The organism is Devosia geojensis, from assembly GCF_000969415.1.
Lineage (GTDB): Bacteria > Pseudomonadota > Alphaproteobacteria > Rhizobiales > Devosiaceae > Devosia > Devosia geojensis.
The window spans coordinates 1-16,470 of sequence record NZ_JZEX01000083.1 but is presented as its reverse complement, the minus strand read 5'-3'; the positions used below and the strand labels follow the sequence as shown (position 1 = coordinate 16,470).

The 16,470-nt window shown below is 66.3% G+C and carries 15 protein-coding genes; 4 read left to right on the top strand and 11 right to left on the bottom strand.

Annotated features, from left to right (window positions below):
- Positions 1-170: 170 nt before the first annotated feature.
- From VE25_RS07890 to VE25_RS07875, 4 genes are all read right to left on the bottom strand, one after another.
- On the bottom strand, positions 171-866 hold the full coding sequence (locus tag VE25_RS07890) for a TetR/AcrR family transcriptional regulator (RefSeq protein WP_046108067.1): 696 nt from the start codon (positions 864-866) through the stop codon (positions 171-173).
- Complete coding sequence (locus VE25_RS07885) at positions 811-2,337, bottom strand: tripartite tricarboxylate transporter permease (RefSeq protein ID WP_046108066.1); 1,527 nt, start codon at positions 2,335-2,337, stop codon at positions 811-813. Before VE25_RS07885 ends, VE25_RS07890 begins: the two co-directional genes overlap by 56 nt.
- A gap of 9 nt (positions 2,338-2,346) precedes the next feature.
- Entirely contained in the window at positions 2,347-2,880 is a 534-nt protein-coding gene (locus VE25_RS07880; protein ID WP_046108065.1) for a tripartite tricarboxylate transporter TctB family protein, read from the bottom strand.
- 148 nt (positions 2,881-3,028) lie between these two features.
- The gene (locus VE25_RS07875) at positions 3,029-4,063 is read right to left on the bottom strand and encodes a Bug family tripartite tricarboxylate transporter substrate binding protein (protein ID WP_046108064.1); all 1,035 of its coding nucleotides are present in this window, start codon (positions 4,061-4,063) and stop codon (positions 3,029-3,031) included.
- A 244-nt stretch (positions 4,064-4,307) separates the two neighbouring features.
- Here VE25_RS07875 and VE25_RS07870 point away from each other — a divergent pair, with 244 nt between their 5' ends.
- The gene (locus VE25_RS07870) at positions 4,308-5,048 is read left to right on the top strand and encodes a sulfite exporter TauE/SafE family protein (RefSeq protein ID WP_052731809.1); all 741 of its coding nucleotides are present in this window, start codon (positions 4,308-4,310) and stop codon (positions 5,046-5,048) included.
- Here the strand turns inward: VE25_RS07870 and maiA are convergent.
- The gene (maiA, locus tag VE25_RS07865) at positions 5,045-5,737 is read right to left on the bottom strand and encodes a maleylacetoacetate isomerase (protein WP_244466882.1); all 693 of its coding nucleotides are present in this window, start codon (positions 5,735-5,737) and stop codon (positions 5,045-5,047) included. The genes VE25_RS07870 and maiA overlap by 4 nt on opposite strands.
- Positions 5,738-5,836: 99 nt before the next feature.
- On the opposite strand from maiA, the gene VE25_RS07860 reads away from it, so the two are divergent.
- The 3 genes from VE25_RS07860 to VE25_RS07850 all read left to right on the top strand — a co-directional run bounded on the left by VE25_RS07860 (position 5,837) and on the right by VE25_RS07850 (position 9,139).
- A complete protein-coding gene (locus VE25_RS07860; RefSeq protein ID WP_046108063.1) occupies positions 5,837-6,988 on the top strand; it encodes a Gfo/Idh/MocA family protein in 1,152 nt (383 codons plus the stop codon).
- Positions 6,989-7,145: 157 nt separating this feature from the next.
- Positions 7,146-8,315 carry a dihydrodipicolinate synthase family protein gene (locus tag VE25_RS07855; protein ID WP_046108068.1) on the top strand — a complete coding sequence of 390 codons (1,170 nt, stop codon included), beginning with the start codon at positions 7,146-7,148 and terminating at the stop codon, positions 8,313-8,315.
- Positions 8,312-9,139 carry a sugar phosphate isomerase/epimerase family protein gene (locus VE25_RS07850; protein ID WP_046108062.1) on the top strand — a complete coding sequence of 276 codons (828 nt, stop codon included), beginning with the start codon at positions 8,312-8,314 and terminating at the stop codon, positions 9,137-9,139. The genes VE25_RS07855 and VE25_RS07850 overlap by 4 nt, the downstream gene beginning before the upstream one ends.
- A 28-nt stretch (positions 9,140-9,167) precedes the next feature.
- On the opposite strand, the gene VE25_RS07845 is transcribed toward VE25_RS07850, so the two are convergent.
- The 6 genes from VE25_RS07845 to VE25_RS07820 form a co-directional block, all read right to left on the bottom strand.
- Positions 9,168-9,458, bottom strand: a complete 291-nt coding sequence (locus VE25_RS07845; RefSeq protein WP_046108061.1) for a YggT family protein — start codon at positions 9,456-9,458, stop codon at positions 9,168-9,170.
- Between the two features lie 293 nt (positions 9,459-9,751).
- On the bottom strand, positions 9,752-10,360 hold the full coding sequence (locus VE25_RS07840; RefSeq protein WP_046108060.1) for a DedA family protein: 609 nt from the start codon (positions 10,358-10,360) through the stop codon (positions 9,752-9,754).
- 132 nt (positions 10,361-10,492) lie between these two features.
- Positions 10,493-12,307 (bottom strand): translational GTPase TypA, encoded by a 1,815-nt coding sequence (gene typA, locus VE25_RS07835; protein ID WP_046108059.1) that lies wholly within the window; start codon positions 12,305-12,307, stop codon positions 10,493-10,495.
- 483 nt (positions 12,308-12,790) lie between these two features.
- Positions 12,791-13,174 carry a VOC family protein gene (locus tag VE25_RS07830; RefSeq protein ID WP_046108058.1) on the bottom strand — a complete coding sequence of 128 codons (384 nt, stop codon included), beginning with the start codon at positions 13,172-13,174 and terminating at the stop codon, positions 12,791-12,793.
- A gap of 41 nt (positions 13,175-13,215) precedes the next feature.
- A complete protein-coding gene (locus VE25_RS07825; RefSeq protein ID WP_046108057.1) occupies positions 13,216-13,806 on the bottom strand; it encodes an RNA polymerase sigma factor in 591 nt (196 codons plus the stop codon).
- Between the two features lie 156 nt (positions 13,807-13,962).
- Complete coding sequence (locus VE25_RS07820) at positions 13,963-16,092, bottom strand: putative bifunctional diguanylate cyclase/phosphodiesterase (protein ID WP_046108056.1); 2,130 nt, start codon at positions 16,090-16,092, stop codon at positions 13,963-13,965.
- Between the last annotated feature and the right edge of the window lie 378 nt (positions 16,093-16,470).

Sequence of the window (16,470 nt, the reverse complement as noted above, 5' to 3'; positions counted from 1 at the left end):
GGCTGGGGGTGGGGGGAAGCATCGACGGCACACTGAACCACCCCCACCCTCATTCCCTCCCCTCAAGGGGGAGGGAGGCGATAGAGCCGCTGATTCCTTTTAATCCATGAAAGGCGCTAGTTGCACGCAGCTCGGCCAACCCACCGGGATCCCGCGCCTGGCAGGCGCCCTCACGCCGGCTTGGTCTTGAGATAATCGATCACCATCTGCACCGCCTGCGCCTCGCGCTCCTGCACCATCGAGACGCTGGAGAGGTCCTTTTCGAAGATCACCGAGAGCGTCGCCATGTTGGAGACGTAGAAATAGCCGAGCGCGGCGATGGAGATGTAGAGCTGGATGGGGTCGACGTCGCGCCGGAAGACGCCGGCCGCGTGCCCGCGCTCGAGGATGGTGCGGATCTGCCCGACGAGCGGCGAATGCAGTGCCGGGATGTCCGGCAGCAGCTTGAGGAAGCGCGCGTTCTCGACGTTCTCGGTCGACAGGAGCTTGGTGAACCACGGATTGGCGAGGAAATGCCGGAAGGTGAAGCGCACCAGCCGGTCCATGGCTTCGACGGGCCCGAACTGGTCGAGGCTCAGCGCCCGCTCGCCGCGCCGGATCTCCTCATAGGCGTCGTGGAGGACGGCGCAGTAGAGTTCCTCCTTGTTGCCGAAATAGTGGTAGAGCAGCCGCTTGTTGGCCCCCGCCCGCTCGGCGATGGCGTCGACCCGCGCCCCCTCGAAGCCGCGCTCGGCGAACTCGGCCCGCCCCGCCGAAAGGATCGCCGCCTTGGTCCTGGCGGAATTGCGCGCGCGCTTTTCCGGAACGGCGTCAGCTGCGCGCCGGGCTGCCGTCCGCGCCGGTGCGGCTGAAGAGGGATCTGACACGCTTGGATACCGCCGGAATGGACATGAGGATGGTGAGGACGATCACGAAGCAGATAACAGCGCTGATCGGACGGGTAAAGAACGGGCTCGGGTCGCCGTTGGTGAGCGCGAGGCCTCGCCGCAGGTTGAGGTCCAAAAGGTCTCCGAGCACGATGCCGAGCACCAGCGGGGCCATCGGATACTTCATCTCGCGCAACAGGAACCCGACGACGCCGAACACCAGCATCACATAGACGTCGAACATGCGCTGGGTGATGGCGAACGAGCCGACGACGCAGAGGATGTAGATGACCGCCATCAGCCGCTCGCGCGGCACGGCCAGCACCTTGATGAAGAGCTTGGTGAGCGACAGGCCGAAGATGAGGTTGGCAAGCGTTGCCAGCAGCAGCATCGCCACGACCTGGTAGAGGAAGGGCGCGTTCTCGACCATCAGCATCGGGCCGGGCCGGATGCCGTGGATGAGCATCGCCGCGATCAGCACGGCGGCCGCGGCCGAGCCGGGCATGGCGAGCGTCAGCGTCGGGATCATGGCGGCCGAGACCACCGCGTTGTCGCCGGTTTCAGCCGCGATCAGGCCCTCCTGGCTGCCCTTGCCGAATTCCTCCGGATGCTTGGAGGCCCGCTTGGCCGCCGCGTAGGACGACCAGGAGCCGACATCCTCGCCCACTCCGGGGATGATGCCGATGAAGGTGCCGATGACCCCCGAGCGGATGATGGTGCGCCAGTACTGGAAGATCTCCTTCAGGCGCGGCACCACCCGGTCGTTGACCGGCGCGATATGGCCCACCGCCTTGCGCTTCATGGCCGAAAGGATTTCGGCGAGCCCGAACGCCCCGACCATGGCCGGGATGAGGTCGACGCCGCCGCCGAGCGCGGAGATGCCGAAGGTGAAGCGCTGGTAGGCGTGGAGCGTCTCCATGCCGATCATGGCGACGAGCAGCCCGATGATGCCGGCGATGTAGCCCTTCAAGGGCGTGTCGCTGCCGGTCATCTGCCCGGAGATGACGACGCCGAACAGCGCCAGCCAGAAGAATTCGTAGGAGCCGAACTTCAGCGCCGCCTCGGAAAGGAGCGGCGCGATGATGGCCAGGAAGAAGATGCCGACCATGGTGCCGAGGGTCGACGACGTGGTCGCAAGGCCCATGGCGAGGCCGGCCCTGCCCTGCCGGGCGAGCGGATGCCCGTCGAGGGTCGCGGCGGCATTGGCGGGCGTGCCGGGAATATTGAGCAGGATCGCCGTGCGGCTGCCCCCGTAGATCGCGCCGAGATAGACGCACATCAGCGTCAGGATCGCCTGGTCCGGCGCCATCTTGTAGGTGAGCGTCACCAGCAGCGCCACGCCCATGGTCGCCGTCAACCCCGGCAGGATGCCGATGGTGACGCCCAGCAGCGTCGCCCAGGCGACGTTGAACAGCGACCAGGGGGTGAGAAAGTGGGCCACGCCCTGCCCGAGGAGAATGAGGCCTTCCATCAAACTCTCCTAGGGCAGGCGCACGAGGAAGATGCGCTCGAAAACGAGATAGATGCCGCCCCCGAAAACCACCGCGACGGCCAGCGCCCAGATGAAGCTCTTCACCGGATCGGCGGAGCCTTCGTTGAGCCAGGTCTCGAACACCATGATGAACGTGAAGATGAAGAGCATCGCCGCCGCCCAGAACGGGATGAGCCCGACCAGCACCAGAGTATGGACGAGCGCCAGCGCCAGGATCACACCGATCCGCAGCGCCTCGCGCGTCCTCACGAGCCCGATCAGATCCTGCCAGCCGCCCGGCGCCTTGATGCGCCAGGACCGCCACGCCAGAAGCCCGCCGAGAAGAGTGAGCCCCACCCCGAGGAACAGCGGCACGAGGCCGGGAATGGTCGAGGGATGGATGCGGCGCGCCTCGAGCCGCGGCATGGTCCAGGAGAGATAGATGACGGCGAGCCCGAGCGCCACCAGGACCAGGGCGGTCACCAGGTCGGCGCGGGCGCGGATGCCCTCTTGTCTCGCATCGGTATCGGCGTCGGTCTGCATGGTTCGTCCTGTATGCACCGGGCGGGACAGCGCCCCGCCCGTTGTTCGATGGAAACCGGCAGTCCGGGACCCTCCCCCTCGCCGACCGGAGCGCTTTCCCGTTTATCGAGAACGGGAAAGCCCCAACTGCTGGAGAAAGCTCCAGGCCTTACTGCTGGCCGACCTCGGTGCGGGTCTCGCAGTCGATGCCGATGGTCGAGGGATCGTTGACCGCCTCGCCGCGCTCGACCGACGAGCACGCCTCGAGAATGACGACCGGCATGGCGCGTTCGCGCGCTTCGGCGCCGAAGGAGGGTGCAAAGACCGCGCCGAACGTCTCGGCATAGGTCTGGAGCGCTTCCGAGTTCATCACCTGCTCCCCCCAGATCTTGTCGAGCGTGGCGACGACCTCCTCGGGCACGCCCTTGGGGATGAAGATGCCGAAATAATCCGGCGCCAGCTCCATCTCGGGCAGCCACTGGGTGATCGGCGGGATCGGCTCGACCCCCTCGAGCACCAGCGGATCGGCCGAGAGCACGGCAAGGGCTTTGAGGCGGCCGCCGCGGATCAGCTCGGTCTGCTCGACGGCAAGCTGCGTGGTGACCATCGCCTCGCCCGAGGCGGTGGCGATGGCGGCCGGCCCGCCCCCGTCATAGGTGATCATGTTGTATTCGAACCCGCCCGCGTCCGAGAGCGCGGCGATGGCCGTGCCGCCCGACGAGGTGATGCCGGCTGTCGCCACCGTGATCTCGGTGCCGCGGGTCTTCAGCGCCTCGAGCAGCTGGCCGAAATCCTCGAACTCGCTGTCGGCGGGCACGCTGACCACCGGTACGTTGGCGACCGAGAGGTAGATGTGCCAGTCGTCGATATCGGTGCCCTCGAGCAGCCCCGTCACCGAATAGGTGGCGTTGTTGGCGATGGCGTTCGCCGTCCAGGTATAGCCGTCCTTGGGGGCGTTGAGCACTTCCTGCGTGCCGATGGCGCCCGAGGCACCCGGCTGGTTGACCACCACCACGTCGACGCCCAGCGCCTCGCCGAGGATCGGAGCGGTCACGCGCGTCACCTGGTCGGTCGAGCCGCCCGCGCCCCACGGCACGATCAGGTTGATCGGCCGGTCGGGCTGCCAGTCCTGGGCGTGCGCCGCCGTGCCGGCGAGAAGCGTCACGCCAAAGCCAGCCAATATCCATCGCGATGAACGGATCATCGTTGTTCCTCCCTCATGGTTCGGGCCGGTTTTTTGTGGCCCTTGAAGGGGAAGACTGATCGCGACGGAAGCGGCTGTCAACCCTTAAGTAACCGTGCGGTGAAGAAATGGCGCCGACGAATTCGCGCGGCCTTCATCGGCCCGCGAACAAGACCGCCAGCCGGGCGCGAGCCGCAAAGAACTGTTCGGTTAATCGGCAACGCCGTATAAGGTACGCGCCGCTTCGGGGGAGAATACGGGGACGATGGAGATTTCGAGCTATCTCGTCATGGCCTTGGCGCTGGCCGCCGGCGCCGTGGTCAAGGGCGCGACAGGCATGGGCCTGCCGCTGATCGCGCTGCCGGTGCTGACCGCCGTTTTCGGCCTCACCCATGCGGTGGGTCTGATGGTCGTGCCCTTGATCGTCACCAACGCCTGGCAGACCTGGCGCTTCCGCGCCGAGGCAAAATCGGACCGCATGGCCTTCCTGCCGCTCTTCCTCGCCGCCGGCGTCGGCGGCATCGTCGTGGGCGTCTGGCTGCTGACGACCTTGCCCGAGCGCGTGCTGGTGCTTTCGCTCGGGATCATCCTCCTCGCCTATGTGGCGCTGCGGCTCTTCAAGCCCCATCTTTCCCTCTCGCCCTCGGCCGCGAAGCGTTTCGGGCCGCTGGCCGGCGCAGGCGGGGGCATATTGCAAGGCGCGACCGGCATTTCGGCGCCCATCGGCGTCACCTTCATCCACTCGATGAGCCTGACGCGCGACGCGCACGTCTTTGCGGTCTCGGCCATGTTCCTCGTCTACGCCGTCACGCAGCTGCCCGCCATGTGGCTTGCCGGCGCCATGCGCCCGCAGTGGCTGCTGGAGGGGGCGCTGGCGCTCATACCCATCCTCGTCTTCATGCCCGTCGGCCAGGCCATCGCCGGAAAGCTGAGCCGCAAGGCCTTCGACCGGCTGATCCTGACGTTCCTCGGGCTGATCGGGCTGAAGATGGTGGCGGGGTTCTAGCGGGGTTTGTAATCCGGCTGGCTTTCCGGGGCTGCGCGCCGGAACGGCTCCAATGCGCGGCAGGCTTCGTCGATGGCGCAGAGGATCGGATGGCCCGAAAGATCGCAGTCAAAGCGGCGGGCGTTGCGCATGGCCGGCACGAGACACGCCTCCGCAAGTCCGGGCGCATCGGAATAGGCGAACCGGGTCGACCGCTCGCGGCGAGCGAGCAGCGCCTCGAGCGTATCGAATGCCGACCTCGCCCAGTGCCGATACCATGCCGCCAGGGCAGCGTCGTCCGCCCCCAGCTCCTCGGCGAGATAGCGCCGCACGCGGTTGACCGTCACCGGATGGAGATCGGCCGCGATCACCGCCGCGAAGGCGCGGGCGCGGCCGCGCGCGAACGGGTCCGTCGGCAGAACCGGCGGATCGGGATGCAGCTCCTCCAAGAGCTCGATGATGGCGAGGGATTGGGTCACGACATGCCCGTCGACCTCGAGTGCCGGCATCAGCCGCTGCGGATTGAGCCGCATATAGGCCGCGTCCGAAAGCGAGGGGATCGCCACATATTCGTAGGCCAGCGCCTTGAGGTTGAGCACGATCCGCACGCGCTCGCCGGCCGAGTTCTGGTACCGGGTATAAAGGCGCAGCATCGCCGTTGTCCTCCAGTCGATCGCGCCGAGGATCGGCGTCTGCGACCAAAGACGCAAGTATCCGTTCCCTCTGCCGCTTGACGCCGCCCGCCGGCTTCGGCTACGTAAGTAACCAACTAGTTACACCGATGGACAGTACGGGAGGATTTTCGGAAAATGGCGGAACGGCGGCTTGGCCTCATCATGCACGGGGTTACCGGGCGCATGGGCTACAACCAGCATCTGGTGCGCTCGATCCTGGCGATCCGCGACCAGGGCGGCATCGCGCTCGCCAATGGCGATCGGCTGGTGGTCGATCCGATCATCGTCGGGCGCGACGCCGACAAGATCGAACGGCTCGCCAAGAAGTACGACATTAAGCGCTGGTCGGCCGATCTCGACAAGGCGCTGGCCGACCCGGACGACGAGGTGTTCTTCGACGCCGGCACGACGCTGATGCGCGCCGGACTCCTCGAAAAGGCGCTGGCCGCCGGCAAGCACGTCTATTGCGAAAAGCCCACTTCGGACAACCTCGAGGTCGCGGTCGATCTTGCCAGGAAAGCGCGCGCCTCGGGCCTCAAGCACGGCGTGGTGCAGGACAAATTGTTCCTGCCGGGGCTTCTGAAACTCAAGATGCTGCGCGACTCGGGCTTCTTCGGCAAGATCCTCTCGGTGCGCGGTGAGTTCGGCTATTGGGTGTTCGAGGGCGACTGGCAGCCGGCCCAGCGCCCCTCCTGGAACTACCGCAAGGCCGACGGCGGCGGCATCATCCTCGACATGCTCTGCCACTGGCGCTACGTGATGGACAATCTCTTCGGCGAGGTGAAGGCCGTCTCCTGCCTCGGCGCCACCCACATCCCCGAGCGCGTCGACGAGAAGGGCAACCGCTTCAAGGCCGACACGGACGACGCCGCCTACGCCACCTTCGAGCTCGAGGGCGGGGTGATCGCCCAGATCAATTCGAGCTGGGTGACCCGCGTCCATCGCGACGATCTCGTCACCTTCCAGGTCGACGGCACCGAGGGTTCGGCGGTCGCTGGCCTCCACGGCTGCTGGACGCAGCACCGCGTCAATACCCCGAAGCCCGTCTGGAACCCCGACCAGAAGCAGACGATGAATTTCTTCGACGACTGGACCGAGGTGCCGGACAACTGGCCGGCCCAGAACGGCTTCAAGGCGCAGTGGGAGATGTTTTTGAAGCACATCGCCGAGGACGCCCCCTGGCCCTATGGCCTCGAAGCGGGCGCCAAGGGCGTGCAGCTCGCCGAACTCGGCTTGAAGAGCTGGGCCGAGCGGCGCTGGCTGGACGTGCCGAAACTGGAGTTCTGAGCCGGGGCCAAGGCCCCCTCACCCGGCCCCCTTTTGGGGCCGACCTCTCCCCCAAGGGAGAGGTGTTGCAAGACCAGTCACCGTGCCCTCTTCACCTCTCCCTTCGGGGGAGAGGTCGGCGCACAGCGCCGGGTGAGGGGGCCTTTTGGAGGCCGCCATGCCGACCATCAACCTGCCCAATCCCGACCGCACGATCTCGCCCTATGCGCTGACCGGCGAGCCCATTCCCTTCGTCAAGTTCAAGGCCAGCGACTTCCCGCGCATTGCCTTTGCCGCGGCACACGTCGTCGCCGATCCCCTGGCGGTGAACGACCCGTGGCTCACCCCGGCGATCGACTGGGACAGGACCCTCGCCTTCCGCCACCGCCTCTGGGATCTGGGCCTCGGCGTTGCCGAGGCGATGGACACCGCCCAGCGCGGCATGGGTCTGACCTGGACGGAAGCCCAGGAACTGATCCGGCGCGCGCAGGTCGAGGCAAAGACCCGCGACGACGCGCTCATCGCCTATGGCGCGGGCACCGACCACCTTGCGCCCGGCCCGGACGTGACCATCGACGACATCATCCGCGCCTATGAGGAGCAGGTCGGGTTCGTCGAGGGCGAAGGCGGGCGCGTCATCCTGATGGCGAGCCGCGCGCTCGCCGCCGCCGCCAGTTCCCCCGACGACTATGCCCGCGTCTATGGCCGCATCCTCTCCCAGGTGAAGCAGCCGGTGATCCTCCACTGGCTGGGCGAGATGTTCGATCCGGCGCTCCAAGGCTATTGGGGCAAGGCCGACCACGACGCGGCCATGGACGTCTGCCTCGACGTCATCGCCGCCAATGCCGACAAGGTTGACGGCATCAAGATCTCACTGCTTTCGGCCGAAAAGGAGATCGCCATGCGCCGGCGCCTCCCCGAGAGCGTCAAGATGTATACCGGCGACGACTTCAACTATGCCGAACTCATCGCCGGCGACGACGAGGGTTATTCGCACGCCCTGCTCGGCATCTTCGATGCCATCGCGCCGGCCGCCTCGGCGGGGCTCGCCGCGCTCGGGCGCGGCAACGACAACGAATTCTTCGACCTGCTCGAACCGACAGTTCCCCTGAGCCGCCATATCTTTGCGGCGCCGACCCGGTTCTACAAGACCGGCGTCGTGTTCCTCGCCTACCTCAACGGCCTGCAGGACCATTTCGCCATGATCGGCGGCCAGCAGTCGACCCGCTCGCTCCAGCATCTCGCCGAGCTCTTCCGGCTTGCCGACAAGGCGCGGGTACTGGCCGATCCGGAGCTGGCGGTGAAGCGCATGCGCGATGTCCTCGCCGTGCACGGGGTCGCCGCATGAGCGCCGATACCGTGATTTCGCTGAACCTTGCCACCACCCGCGAGGTCTGGGGCTTTGCCGAGGCGGTCGACGGGTGTCTGCGGGCCGGCATCACCGCCATCTCGCCCTGGCGCGACCAGATCGCCGCCATCGGCCTCGACGAGGCCGCCCGGATCGTGCGCGACAACAAGCTCCAGGTCACGGGCGTGTGCCGCGGCGGCATGTTCCCGGCCGAGACCGCCGAGGGCCGCCAGCAGGCCATCGACGACAACCATCGCGCCATCGACGAAGCGGCCGCCCTCAACGCCGATTGCCTGGTGCTGGTGGTCGGCGGACTGCCGGAATCGTCGAAGGACATCGCCGGCGCCCGCCAGATGGTGACCGACGGCATCGCCGCCATGCTGCCCCACGCCAAGGCCTCGGGGGTGAAGATCGCCATCGAGCCGCTGCATCCGATGTACGCGGCCGACCGCGCCTGCGTGAACACCATCGACCAGGCCCTCGACATCTGCGAGGCGCTGGGCGAGACGGTCGGCGTCGCCATCGACGTCTACCACGTCTGGTGGGACCCCTATCTTGCCCGCGCCATCGCCCGCGCCGGCCGCATGAAGCGGATTTTCGCCCACCACATCTGCGACTGGCTGGTGCCGACCACCGACATGCTCCTCGACCGCGGCATGATGGGCGACGGCGTCATCGACCTGAAAGCCATTCGCGCCATGATCGAGGCCGCCGGCTTCCACGGCCCGCAGGAGGTCGAGATCTTCTCCAGGGACAACTGGTGGAAGCGTCCGGGCGACGAGGTGCTCGCCGTAATCAAGGAGCGCGTGGCAAGCGTCTGCTGATTCCTGCCGCCGAGGCCGTCGACAGGCCTCAGAAGACGCTGGGATAGACGTAGTAGACGATGACCCGCTCGACCAGCAGGATCAGCAGGAAGAGGATGATCGGGGAGATATCGAGCCCGGAAAAGTTCGGCACCATCCGGCGGATGGGGCGCAGCAGCGGCTCGGTCAGCTGGTTGAGGACGCGCCAGACGGCGGCGACGAACTGGTTGCGCGTGTTGATGACGTTGAACGAGATCAGCCAGCTCATGACGACCATGATCAGGAGGATCCACCAGTAGAGCTGGAGGATGATGAGAACGATGTCGAGGATGGCGCGCATGGTCGTCTCCGCAAAGGGCGTTCGCAGTTATCTAATGGGTTCAACCGCTTGCGGCAAGAGCGCCGCAGAAAGCCCGAGCCCCGCGCGCGAGGTCGTGCGGCGGGGCTCGATCGACTGACTTTCATCCGGTACGCACAACAAGTCCCCGGATACGCACCCAGTTGCAGGAACCGTGCCAGAAGGCGAAGGGCCGGATTTGCGGGATCGGTATGGTTAACGGCCGGTAAAGGCTCGCGTTTTGCGAGAGCGCGCGCTTGCAGGATGCAAGACGGCTCCCAAATTGCGAACCGCCCTCAACCGATATCCTTGATCGGCTTCCAGGTGACGAACCGGTAGATGTAGATGACGACGGCGAGGACGACGACGGCGATGGAGACCGGGTCGACCCAGGCTTCGACCGTCGCATAGTTCTCGTGCAGCACCAGGCCGGCAACGGTCAGGATGCCGGTCCAGAGCACCGTGCCCGCCGCCGAGATGGCGAGGAATTTTCCGACGGGCATGGCGGCAAGGCCAGCCGGCACCGAGATCAGCGTGCGGATGGCGGGGATGAGGCGACCGACGAAGACGGCGAGCGGTCCGTAGCGCTCGAACCAGCGCACGGCCATGTCGATGTCGTCTTCCTGGATGGTGGCGATGCGCCCCAGGCGATTGCACAGCCACGTGAAGCGGGCGAGCCCAAGCAGCCGGGCGGCGACGTACCAGGCCGAAGTGCCGGCGAGCGAGCCGAGGGTACCTGCGATGAGGACGCCTGCGAAGGAGAGCTCCCCGCTCGCGGCCACATAGCCGGCAAAGGGCATGATCAGCTCGGAGGGGATGGGCGGAAAGATGTTCTCGGCCACCATCAAAAGGAAGATGCCGAAATAGCCCCACTCGGTGACGACGCCGATGATCCACTCGCTCATATGTGCTCCTTGTTCCTGCGCCTGCCCAGCCGAAGGCAGTTCATCGGAACGCTCTAGCCCAGAAAGCTGAAGGAACTGCGACCCCAGGCGAGGGGTGCGCGCCATTGTCGCGCACCGGCCGGCAAACCAGCGTCAGCCGGCCTTGGCCGCCCGCATCTGCTTCTTGCGCTCGTTGGGATCGAGCCAGATCTTGCGCAGGCGGATCGACTTGGGCGTCACCTCCACATATTCGTCGTCGGCGATGTAGCCGAGCGACTGCTCGAGGCTCAGCTTCTTGGGCGGGGTGAGCCTCACCGCCTCGTCCTTGCTGGTCGTGCGGATGTTGGTCAGCTGCTTGCCCTTGATCGGATTGACCTCGAGGTCGTTGTCGCGGGTGTGCTCGCCGATGATCATGCCCTCGTAGACATCGACCCCGGCGTCGATCAGCATCGGGCCGCGCTCCTCCAGGTTCCAGAGGGCGTAGGCGACGGCCTGCCCATTGGAATTGGAGATGAGGACGCCCGTGCGCCGGCCCGGCAGCGGGCCCTTGTGCGGCTCGTAGGCGTGGAACAGGCGGTTGAAAATCGCCGTGCCGCGGGTGTCCGAGAGCAGTTCCGGCTGGTAGCCGATGAGGGCGCGGGTCGGCACGAGGAGGCGCAGGCGCGTGCGGCCGGTGCCCGAGGGACGCATCTCGACGAGATCACCCCTGCGCTCGGAGAGCTTCTGCACCACGGCGCCGGTGAACTCGTCGTCGACGTCGATGATGACTTCCTCGATCGGCTCCAGCGTCTGCCCCCCCTCTTCCTTAAAGAGCACGCGCGGACGCCCGACGGTCAGCTCGAAGCCTTCGCGCCGCATGGTCTCGATGAGGACGGCGAGTTGCAGTTCGCCGCGCCCGGCGACCTCGAACGAATCGTTGTCGTGGCCGCGGGTGATCTTGATGGCGACGTTCCCCTCCGCCTCACGCATCAGCCTGTCGTAGATGACGCGGCTCTGCACCTTGTCGCCTTCGCGCCCGGCGAGCGGCCCGTCATTGATGCGGAAGGTCATGGAGAGGGTCGGCGGGTCGATCGGGCGCGCCGGCAGCGGCTCGTTGATCGCGGGCACCGCGATGGTGTCGGCGACGGTCGTCGTCTCGAGGCCGGCGATGGCAACGATGTCGCCGGCTTCGCCCGCATCGATCGGCTGCCGCTCGAGGCCGCGGAAGGCGAGGACCTTGGAAACGCGCCCTTTTTCCACTTCCTTGCCGTCACGCGAGAGCGAATGCACGGGATCGCCGGATTTCACCGAACCCGAGAAGATTCGCCCGGTCAGGATCCGCCCGAGGAAGGGGTTGCGCTCGATGGTGGTGACCAGCATGCGGAACGGCCCGTCCTCGACCTTGGGCTCGGGCACGTGCTCGATGACCTTGTCGAGGAGGGGACCCATGTCGGTCTTGGGGCCGTAGGGCTCGGCGGCCATCCAGCCCTGCTTGGCCGATCCGTAGAGGATCGGGAAGTCGAGCTGCTCGGAGGTCGCATCGAGCGCGACGAAGAGGTCGAACACCTCGTCCAGCACCTCGAGGTGCCGCTCGTCGGGCTTGTCGATCTTGTTGATGGCAACGATCGGCCGCAGGCCCTGCGCCAGGGCTTTCGAGAGCACGAACTTGGTCTGCGGCATCGGCCCTTCGGCCGCATCGACGAGGATGACGACGCCATCGACCATGGAAAGGATGCGCTCTACCTCGCCGCCGAAATCGGCGTGGCCGGGCGTGTCGACGATGTTGATGCGCGTGTCCTTCCAGACGAGCGAGGTCACCTTGGCAAGGATGGTGATGCCGCGCTCGCGCTCGAGGTCGTTGCTGTCCATGGCGCGTTCTTCGACGCGCTGGTTGTCGCGGAAGACCCCGGACTGCTTCAGCAGCACGTCGATGAGGGTGGTCTTGCCATGGTCGACGTGGGCGATGATGGCGATGTTGCGCAGGCTCATGGGGGCTCGGGTCTTTTTGGCACGATTTCCGGAACCGGAGCTCACGATATCTGGCGTGAGCCGCGCGCGGCCGGACCATGCTGGGAAACAAGGGCGCCCCGCCGCCCTTTTGCGGGCACATGGCGCGATTGTGCTGCCACATAGTATAGCGGGGCCCAAGAAACAAGCCGGCCTTTGCGCAAGGGTGGGTTGCGCGGGCAGGTCGCCGCCTTCGCGGGTGGGACGAGTCGGCCCACACCCACCGGCTGTCATCCGGCGAAGGCCGGGACCCAGCCCCGGCGTCATCCACGAGCACGCGATGAGCGGCAGTGTTCTTCCTGCCGCGTTCACAAACCTTGGCCGTGGCTGCATCTCAGGATGGGCCCCGGCTTTCGCCGGGGTGACATCAGGGGTGACGAAGCCGCGTGCCACGCGCCCCGGCGCTCCCTTTCCCCCGAGTGGGAGAGGGGGAACCGTGGCCAACCGCCGGCTCCGAAACATCCCCTACTTCAGCGATCGCGGTTTGTCTTCGGCCTGCCAGAGGCCGAGGCCGAAGCCATCCGGGTCCAGAAAGTCGGCGCTCCAGCCTCCGGGAGCCTCCGAGACCGGGGTGACGATGGTCACGCCCTTGGCGGCAAGGGCCTCGACGATGTCGTCGATGCCCCCATCCGTCACCTCGAAGACGAGGGCGGGCGTGTCGCCGCGCTTACCCTCCATCTCGAAGAAGACGAGGTCGAGCCCGTCCTCGAGCTTGCCCGACAGCCAGAAGGGCTCGGCGCCCTCCTGCCGTTCGAGGTTCAAGCCCATCGTCTCGTTGTAGAAGCGCTCGGTGCGCGCGATGTCCGAGACATAAAAGACGATGCTGGCGCGCTTCAGGTTGAAGGACATGGGTATTCTCCCTTTGTTGTGTCGCACCCTAGTTGCCGCGATCAGCCTTTTCGTGAGCGCGTGACGACGAAAAGATGCCCGTCCGGATCGTGGGCGGCAAAGATCCCGCCCTGTCGGATCAGTTCGGGCAGCAGGCAATCGCGGATGTGTCCGTAAGCGAGGTCGAGGTTGAGGCCGGGGAACCCCGCCGGCATCGCGACGCCCTTCTGCTTCAACGTGCGCCGCAACGCCGAGATGCGCTGGCGCAGCGCCGTGTCGGGCAGGTCGAGGAGATAGGCGATCTCGCGCCGGTTGTGGCCGGAAAGCGCGAGCGCCGCCACGGCCTTCAGCGAGCGCGGCAGGCCCTCGAGGATGCTTGCGGCATCGACGGGCGCATCAGCCTCGCCGGCTTCGGGCGAGAGCGATTGCCAGGCGGTTTCGCGCCGGCGGCGGCGCCCGGCGCCGCGGGCGGCCATCCTCGCCCGGTTGCGCACGATCCCCGCGGCCCAGCTTAGGTTCTCGGGCACCGATAGATCACGCTCCTGACGCACCGCCTCGAGCAGCGCGTCCTGCACCAGGTCGTCGGCCTCTTCCGGCCGGCGCGACCAGCGCTGCGCGATCGCCTTCAGGCGCGAATACTGCTGCGGGCGCATGACGTTCCTCCCTCTTTCAAAATCTCTCCGCGGCTCCTTCGCCCCCCTTGAGGGGAGGGATCGAGGGTGGGGTAGTGCGGCAGTCCGCTGATGGACCCCCCAGCCCCTCCACTTCAAGTGGGAGGGGAGCCGACCCGTTCATGCGTTCGGAATCGATCAGGAGGCACGCTTTATGACGGTGAGTTTCTTGGCCTGATCCGTGCCAAGGAGCTTTTCCAGCGCCGGCGGCACCAGGGGCGGGGAGAAGAGGAAACCCTGCACCTCGTCGCACCCGTGGGCGCGCATCAGATCGAGCTGCTCCTGCGTTTCGATGCCCTCGGCGGTGGTCGACATGCCCAGGCTCTGGCCGAGCCCGATGACCGCCTTGATGATGGCCAGGCTATCGCTGCGCTTGGTCAGGTCGCGCATGAACGAGCGGTCGATCTTGATCTTGTCGAACGGGAACGAGCGCAGGTACGACAGCGACGAGTAGCCGGTGCCGAAATCGTCCATGGAGATGCGCACCCCGAGCGTGCGCAGCGCGTGCAGGGTCTTGAGGATCTGCTCGTTCTCGGCCAGCAGCAGGCTTTCGGTGATCTCGAGCTCGAGACGGGTGGGGGAAAGCTCGGCGTCGGTCAGGGCGGATTCGACCATGGCCACGAGATCGCGGTTCTTGAACTGGATAGCCGAGAGGTTGACGGCGACGCGCACGTTCCCCGGCCAGGCGGCGGCCGCCTTGCAGGCTTCACGCAGCACCCATTCGCCGATCGGCACGATCAGGCCCGTCTCCTCGGCGACGGGAATGAACTCGACCGGCGAGATGGTGCGCCCCTCATGATCCCAGCGCAGCAGCGCCTCGACGCAGGTGACGCGGTTCTCGGCGAGCCCCAGCAGCGGCTGGTAGACGAGGCGCAGTTCCCCCTTGGCGAGCGCCGAGCGCAGGCCTGCCTCGATGGCGCGCCGCTGCTGCAGCTCGGCGTCCATCCCCGGCTCGAAGAAATGGTAGGTGGAGCGCCCGTCGGCTTTGGCCTTGTAGAGGGCGAGGTCCGCGTTCTTGATGAGGGTATCGGTTTTGTCGCCGTCGGTGGGCGCAATGGCGATGCCGACCGAAACGCCGATGTCGATCTGGTGGCTGGCGATCTTGAACGGCGAGGCGATGGCCTTGATGATCCGGTCGGCGACCTTGGCTGCGTCCGCTTCGCTCGCGATCGGACGCAGCAGCAGGGCGAACTCGTCGCCCCCGAGCCGCGCCAGCACGTCGCTCTCGCGCGTCGTGCCCCAGAGGCGCACGGCCGCCTGCTTGATCAGCTCATCACCGATCGCGTGGCCCAGTGTGTCGTTGACCGTCTTGAAATGATCGAGGTCGATATAGAGGACGGCCGCCTTTTCGCCGCGCTTGATGGCGCCCTCGACGCTCGTCATCTCCTCGAGAAACTGGATGCGGTTGGGCAGGTCGGTCAGCGCGTCGTGGCGGGCGAGGTGCCGGATGCGCGCCTCGTTCTGGCGCTGCTCGGTGATGTCCTCGTGCGTCGAAACCCAACCGCCGTCCTTCATCGGGTGGTGCTGCATCATGATGATGCGCCCGTTGAGTTCGTGGATGTTCTTGCCGTACTCGCGCCGCGCGATGACCTCGCGCCGCCAGGCGACGTATTCCTCGCGGCTGCCACCAGCCGACATGCCGATGTCGAAGAGGTGCGAGAGGATGTCTTCCAGGAGGGTGCCGGGTTTGAGGAGGTGCTCGGGCAGGTTGTAGATCTTGGCGTAGGGCTGGTTGCAGATGACGAGCCGCCCGCGCGGATCGAACATGCACAGGCCCTGCGAGATGTTGTTGACCGCCGCGTCCAGCCGGATGTTCTGCCGCTCGAGCTCGAGCTTGCGCTTCTGGATCATCTCGTCGCGGGCGATCTCGTCGGTCACGTCCTCGTGGGTGACGACCCAGCCGAGCGCCGGCGAATAGACGTGTGCGGTCTCGATGACGCGTCCGCCATGCACGATTTCCTGGCTCTTGTGGCGCGTGCCGCCCTTGTTGGCCAGAAGAGCGGCCGAATAGGCTTCGTAGAACTCGGCCGAGCTCTGGTCCGGGTGGTTGCCGAGCCTGTGGGAGAGGGCGACGACCTCCTCCAGCGTCATGCCGCGGCGGATGGCGTCGGCGGGGAACCCGTAGATCTCGCGGTAGTGCTTGTTCCACATGACAAGGCGGAACTGGGGGCTCCAGACGCAAAAACCGTAGGGAATGTTTTCCAGCGCCGCATCGAGGAGCAGCGCCTCGGCCATTTCGCTGAGGCTTCCGGCGTCTTCCGTCTGCACCCCATTTCCCCGCTGGTTCCACGTGCCGCGACGCTTTGCGGCAAAGTTATGGTCCGGAACTTAACGCGAGCTTAAGCCCCCGGTTGCGCAAGGCAATTGTTTTCACGAAGGTTCTCGAGAATCGCTCACATGACGCTGGGACGCTTCGCGAGCAGGAAGCCGATCCCCCTTCCTCCTGCAGAGGGAGATCAAGGAGTGTGGCACCCATCGTGCCTTCCCACAGGCTGTCATCCCGGCGAAAGCCGGGAACCAGCCCTGAACGCATCCATGGGCGGTGAGAGCGGCCTCACTCCCTTCCTGCCCATCCACACATCTTGCGGCTGTCGGCCATCTCAGGATGGGTTGATCCGGGGCGGGAACGACATCGGGGGTTGGGGG

What these genes read in the sequence shown, in the direction of transcription:
- VE25_RS07885 (WP_046108066.1), bottom strand. Translation starts at nt 2,337, where the DNA reads ATGGAAGGCCTCATTCTCCTCGGGCAGGGCGTGGCCCACTTTCTCACC.
- VE25_RS07880 (WP_046108065.1), bottom strand. Translation starts at nt 2,880, where the DNA reads ATGCAGACCGACGCCGATACCGATGCGAGACAAGAGGGCATCCGCGCC.
- VE25_RS07875 (WP_046108064.1), bottom strand. Translation starts at nt 4,063, where the DNA reads ATGATCCGTTCATCGCGATGGATATTGGCTGGCTTTGGCGTGACGCTT.
- VE25_RS07870 (WP_052731809.1), top strand. Translation starts at nt 4,308, where the DNA reads ATGGAGATTTCGAGCTATCTCGTCATGGCCTTGGCGCTGGCCGCCGGC.
- VE25_RS07860 (WP_046108063.1), top strand. Translation starts at nt 5,837, where the DNA reads ATGGCGGAACGGCGGCTTGGCCTCATCATGCACGGGGTTACCGGGCGC.
- VE25_RS07855 (WP_046108068.1), top strand. Translation starts at nt 7,146, where the DNA reads ATGCCGACCATCAACCTGCCCAATCCCGACCGCACGATCTCGCCCTAT.
- VE25_RS07850 (WP_046108062.1), top strand. Translation starts at nt 8,312, where the DNA reads ATGAGCGCCGATACCGTGATTTCGCTGAACCTTGCCACCACCCGCGAG.
- VE25_RS07845 (WP_046108061.1), bottom strand. Translation starts at nt 9,458, where the DNA reads ATGCGCGCCATCCTCGACATCGTTCTCATCATCCTCCAGCTCTACTGG.
- VE25_RS07840 (WP_046108060.1), bottom strand. Translation starts at nt 10,360, where the DNA reads ATGAGCGAGTGGATCATCGGCGTCGTCACCGAGTGGGGCTATTTCGGC.
- typA (WP_046108059.1), bottom strand. Translation starts at nt 12,307, where the DNA reads ATGAGCCTGCGCAACATCGCCATCATCGCCCACGTCGACCATGGCAAG.
- VE25_RS07830 (WP_046108058.1), bottom strand. Translation starts at nt 13,174, where the DNA reads ATGTCCTTCAACCTGAAGCGCGCCAGCATCGTCTTTTATGTCTCGGAC.
- VE25_RS07825 (WP_046108057.1), bottom strand. Translation starts at nt 13,806, where the DNA reads ATGCGCCCGCAGCAGTATTCGCGCCTGAAGGCGATCGCGCAGCGCTGG.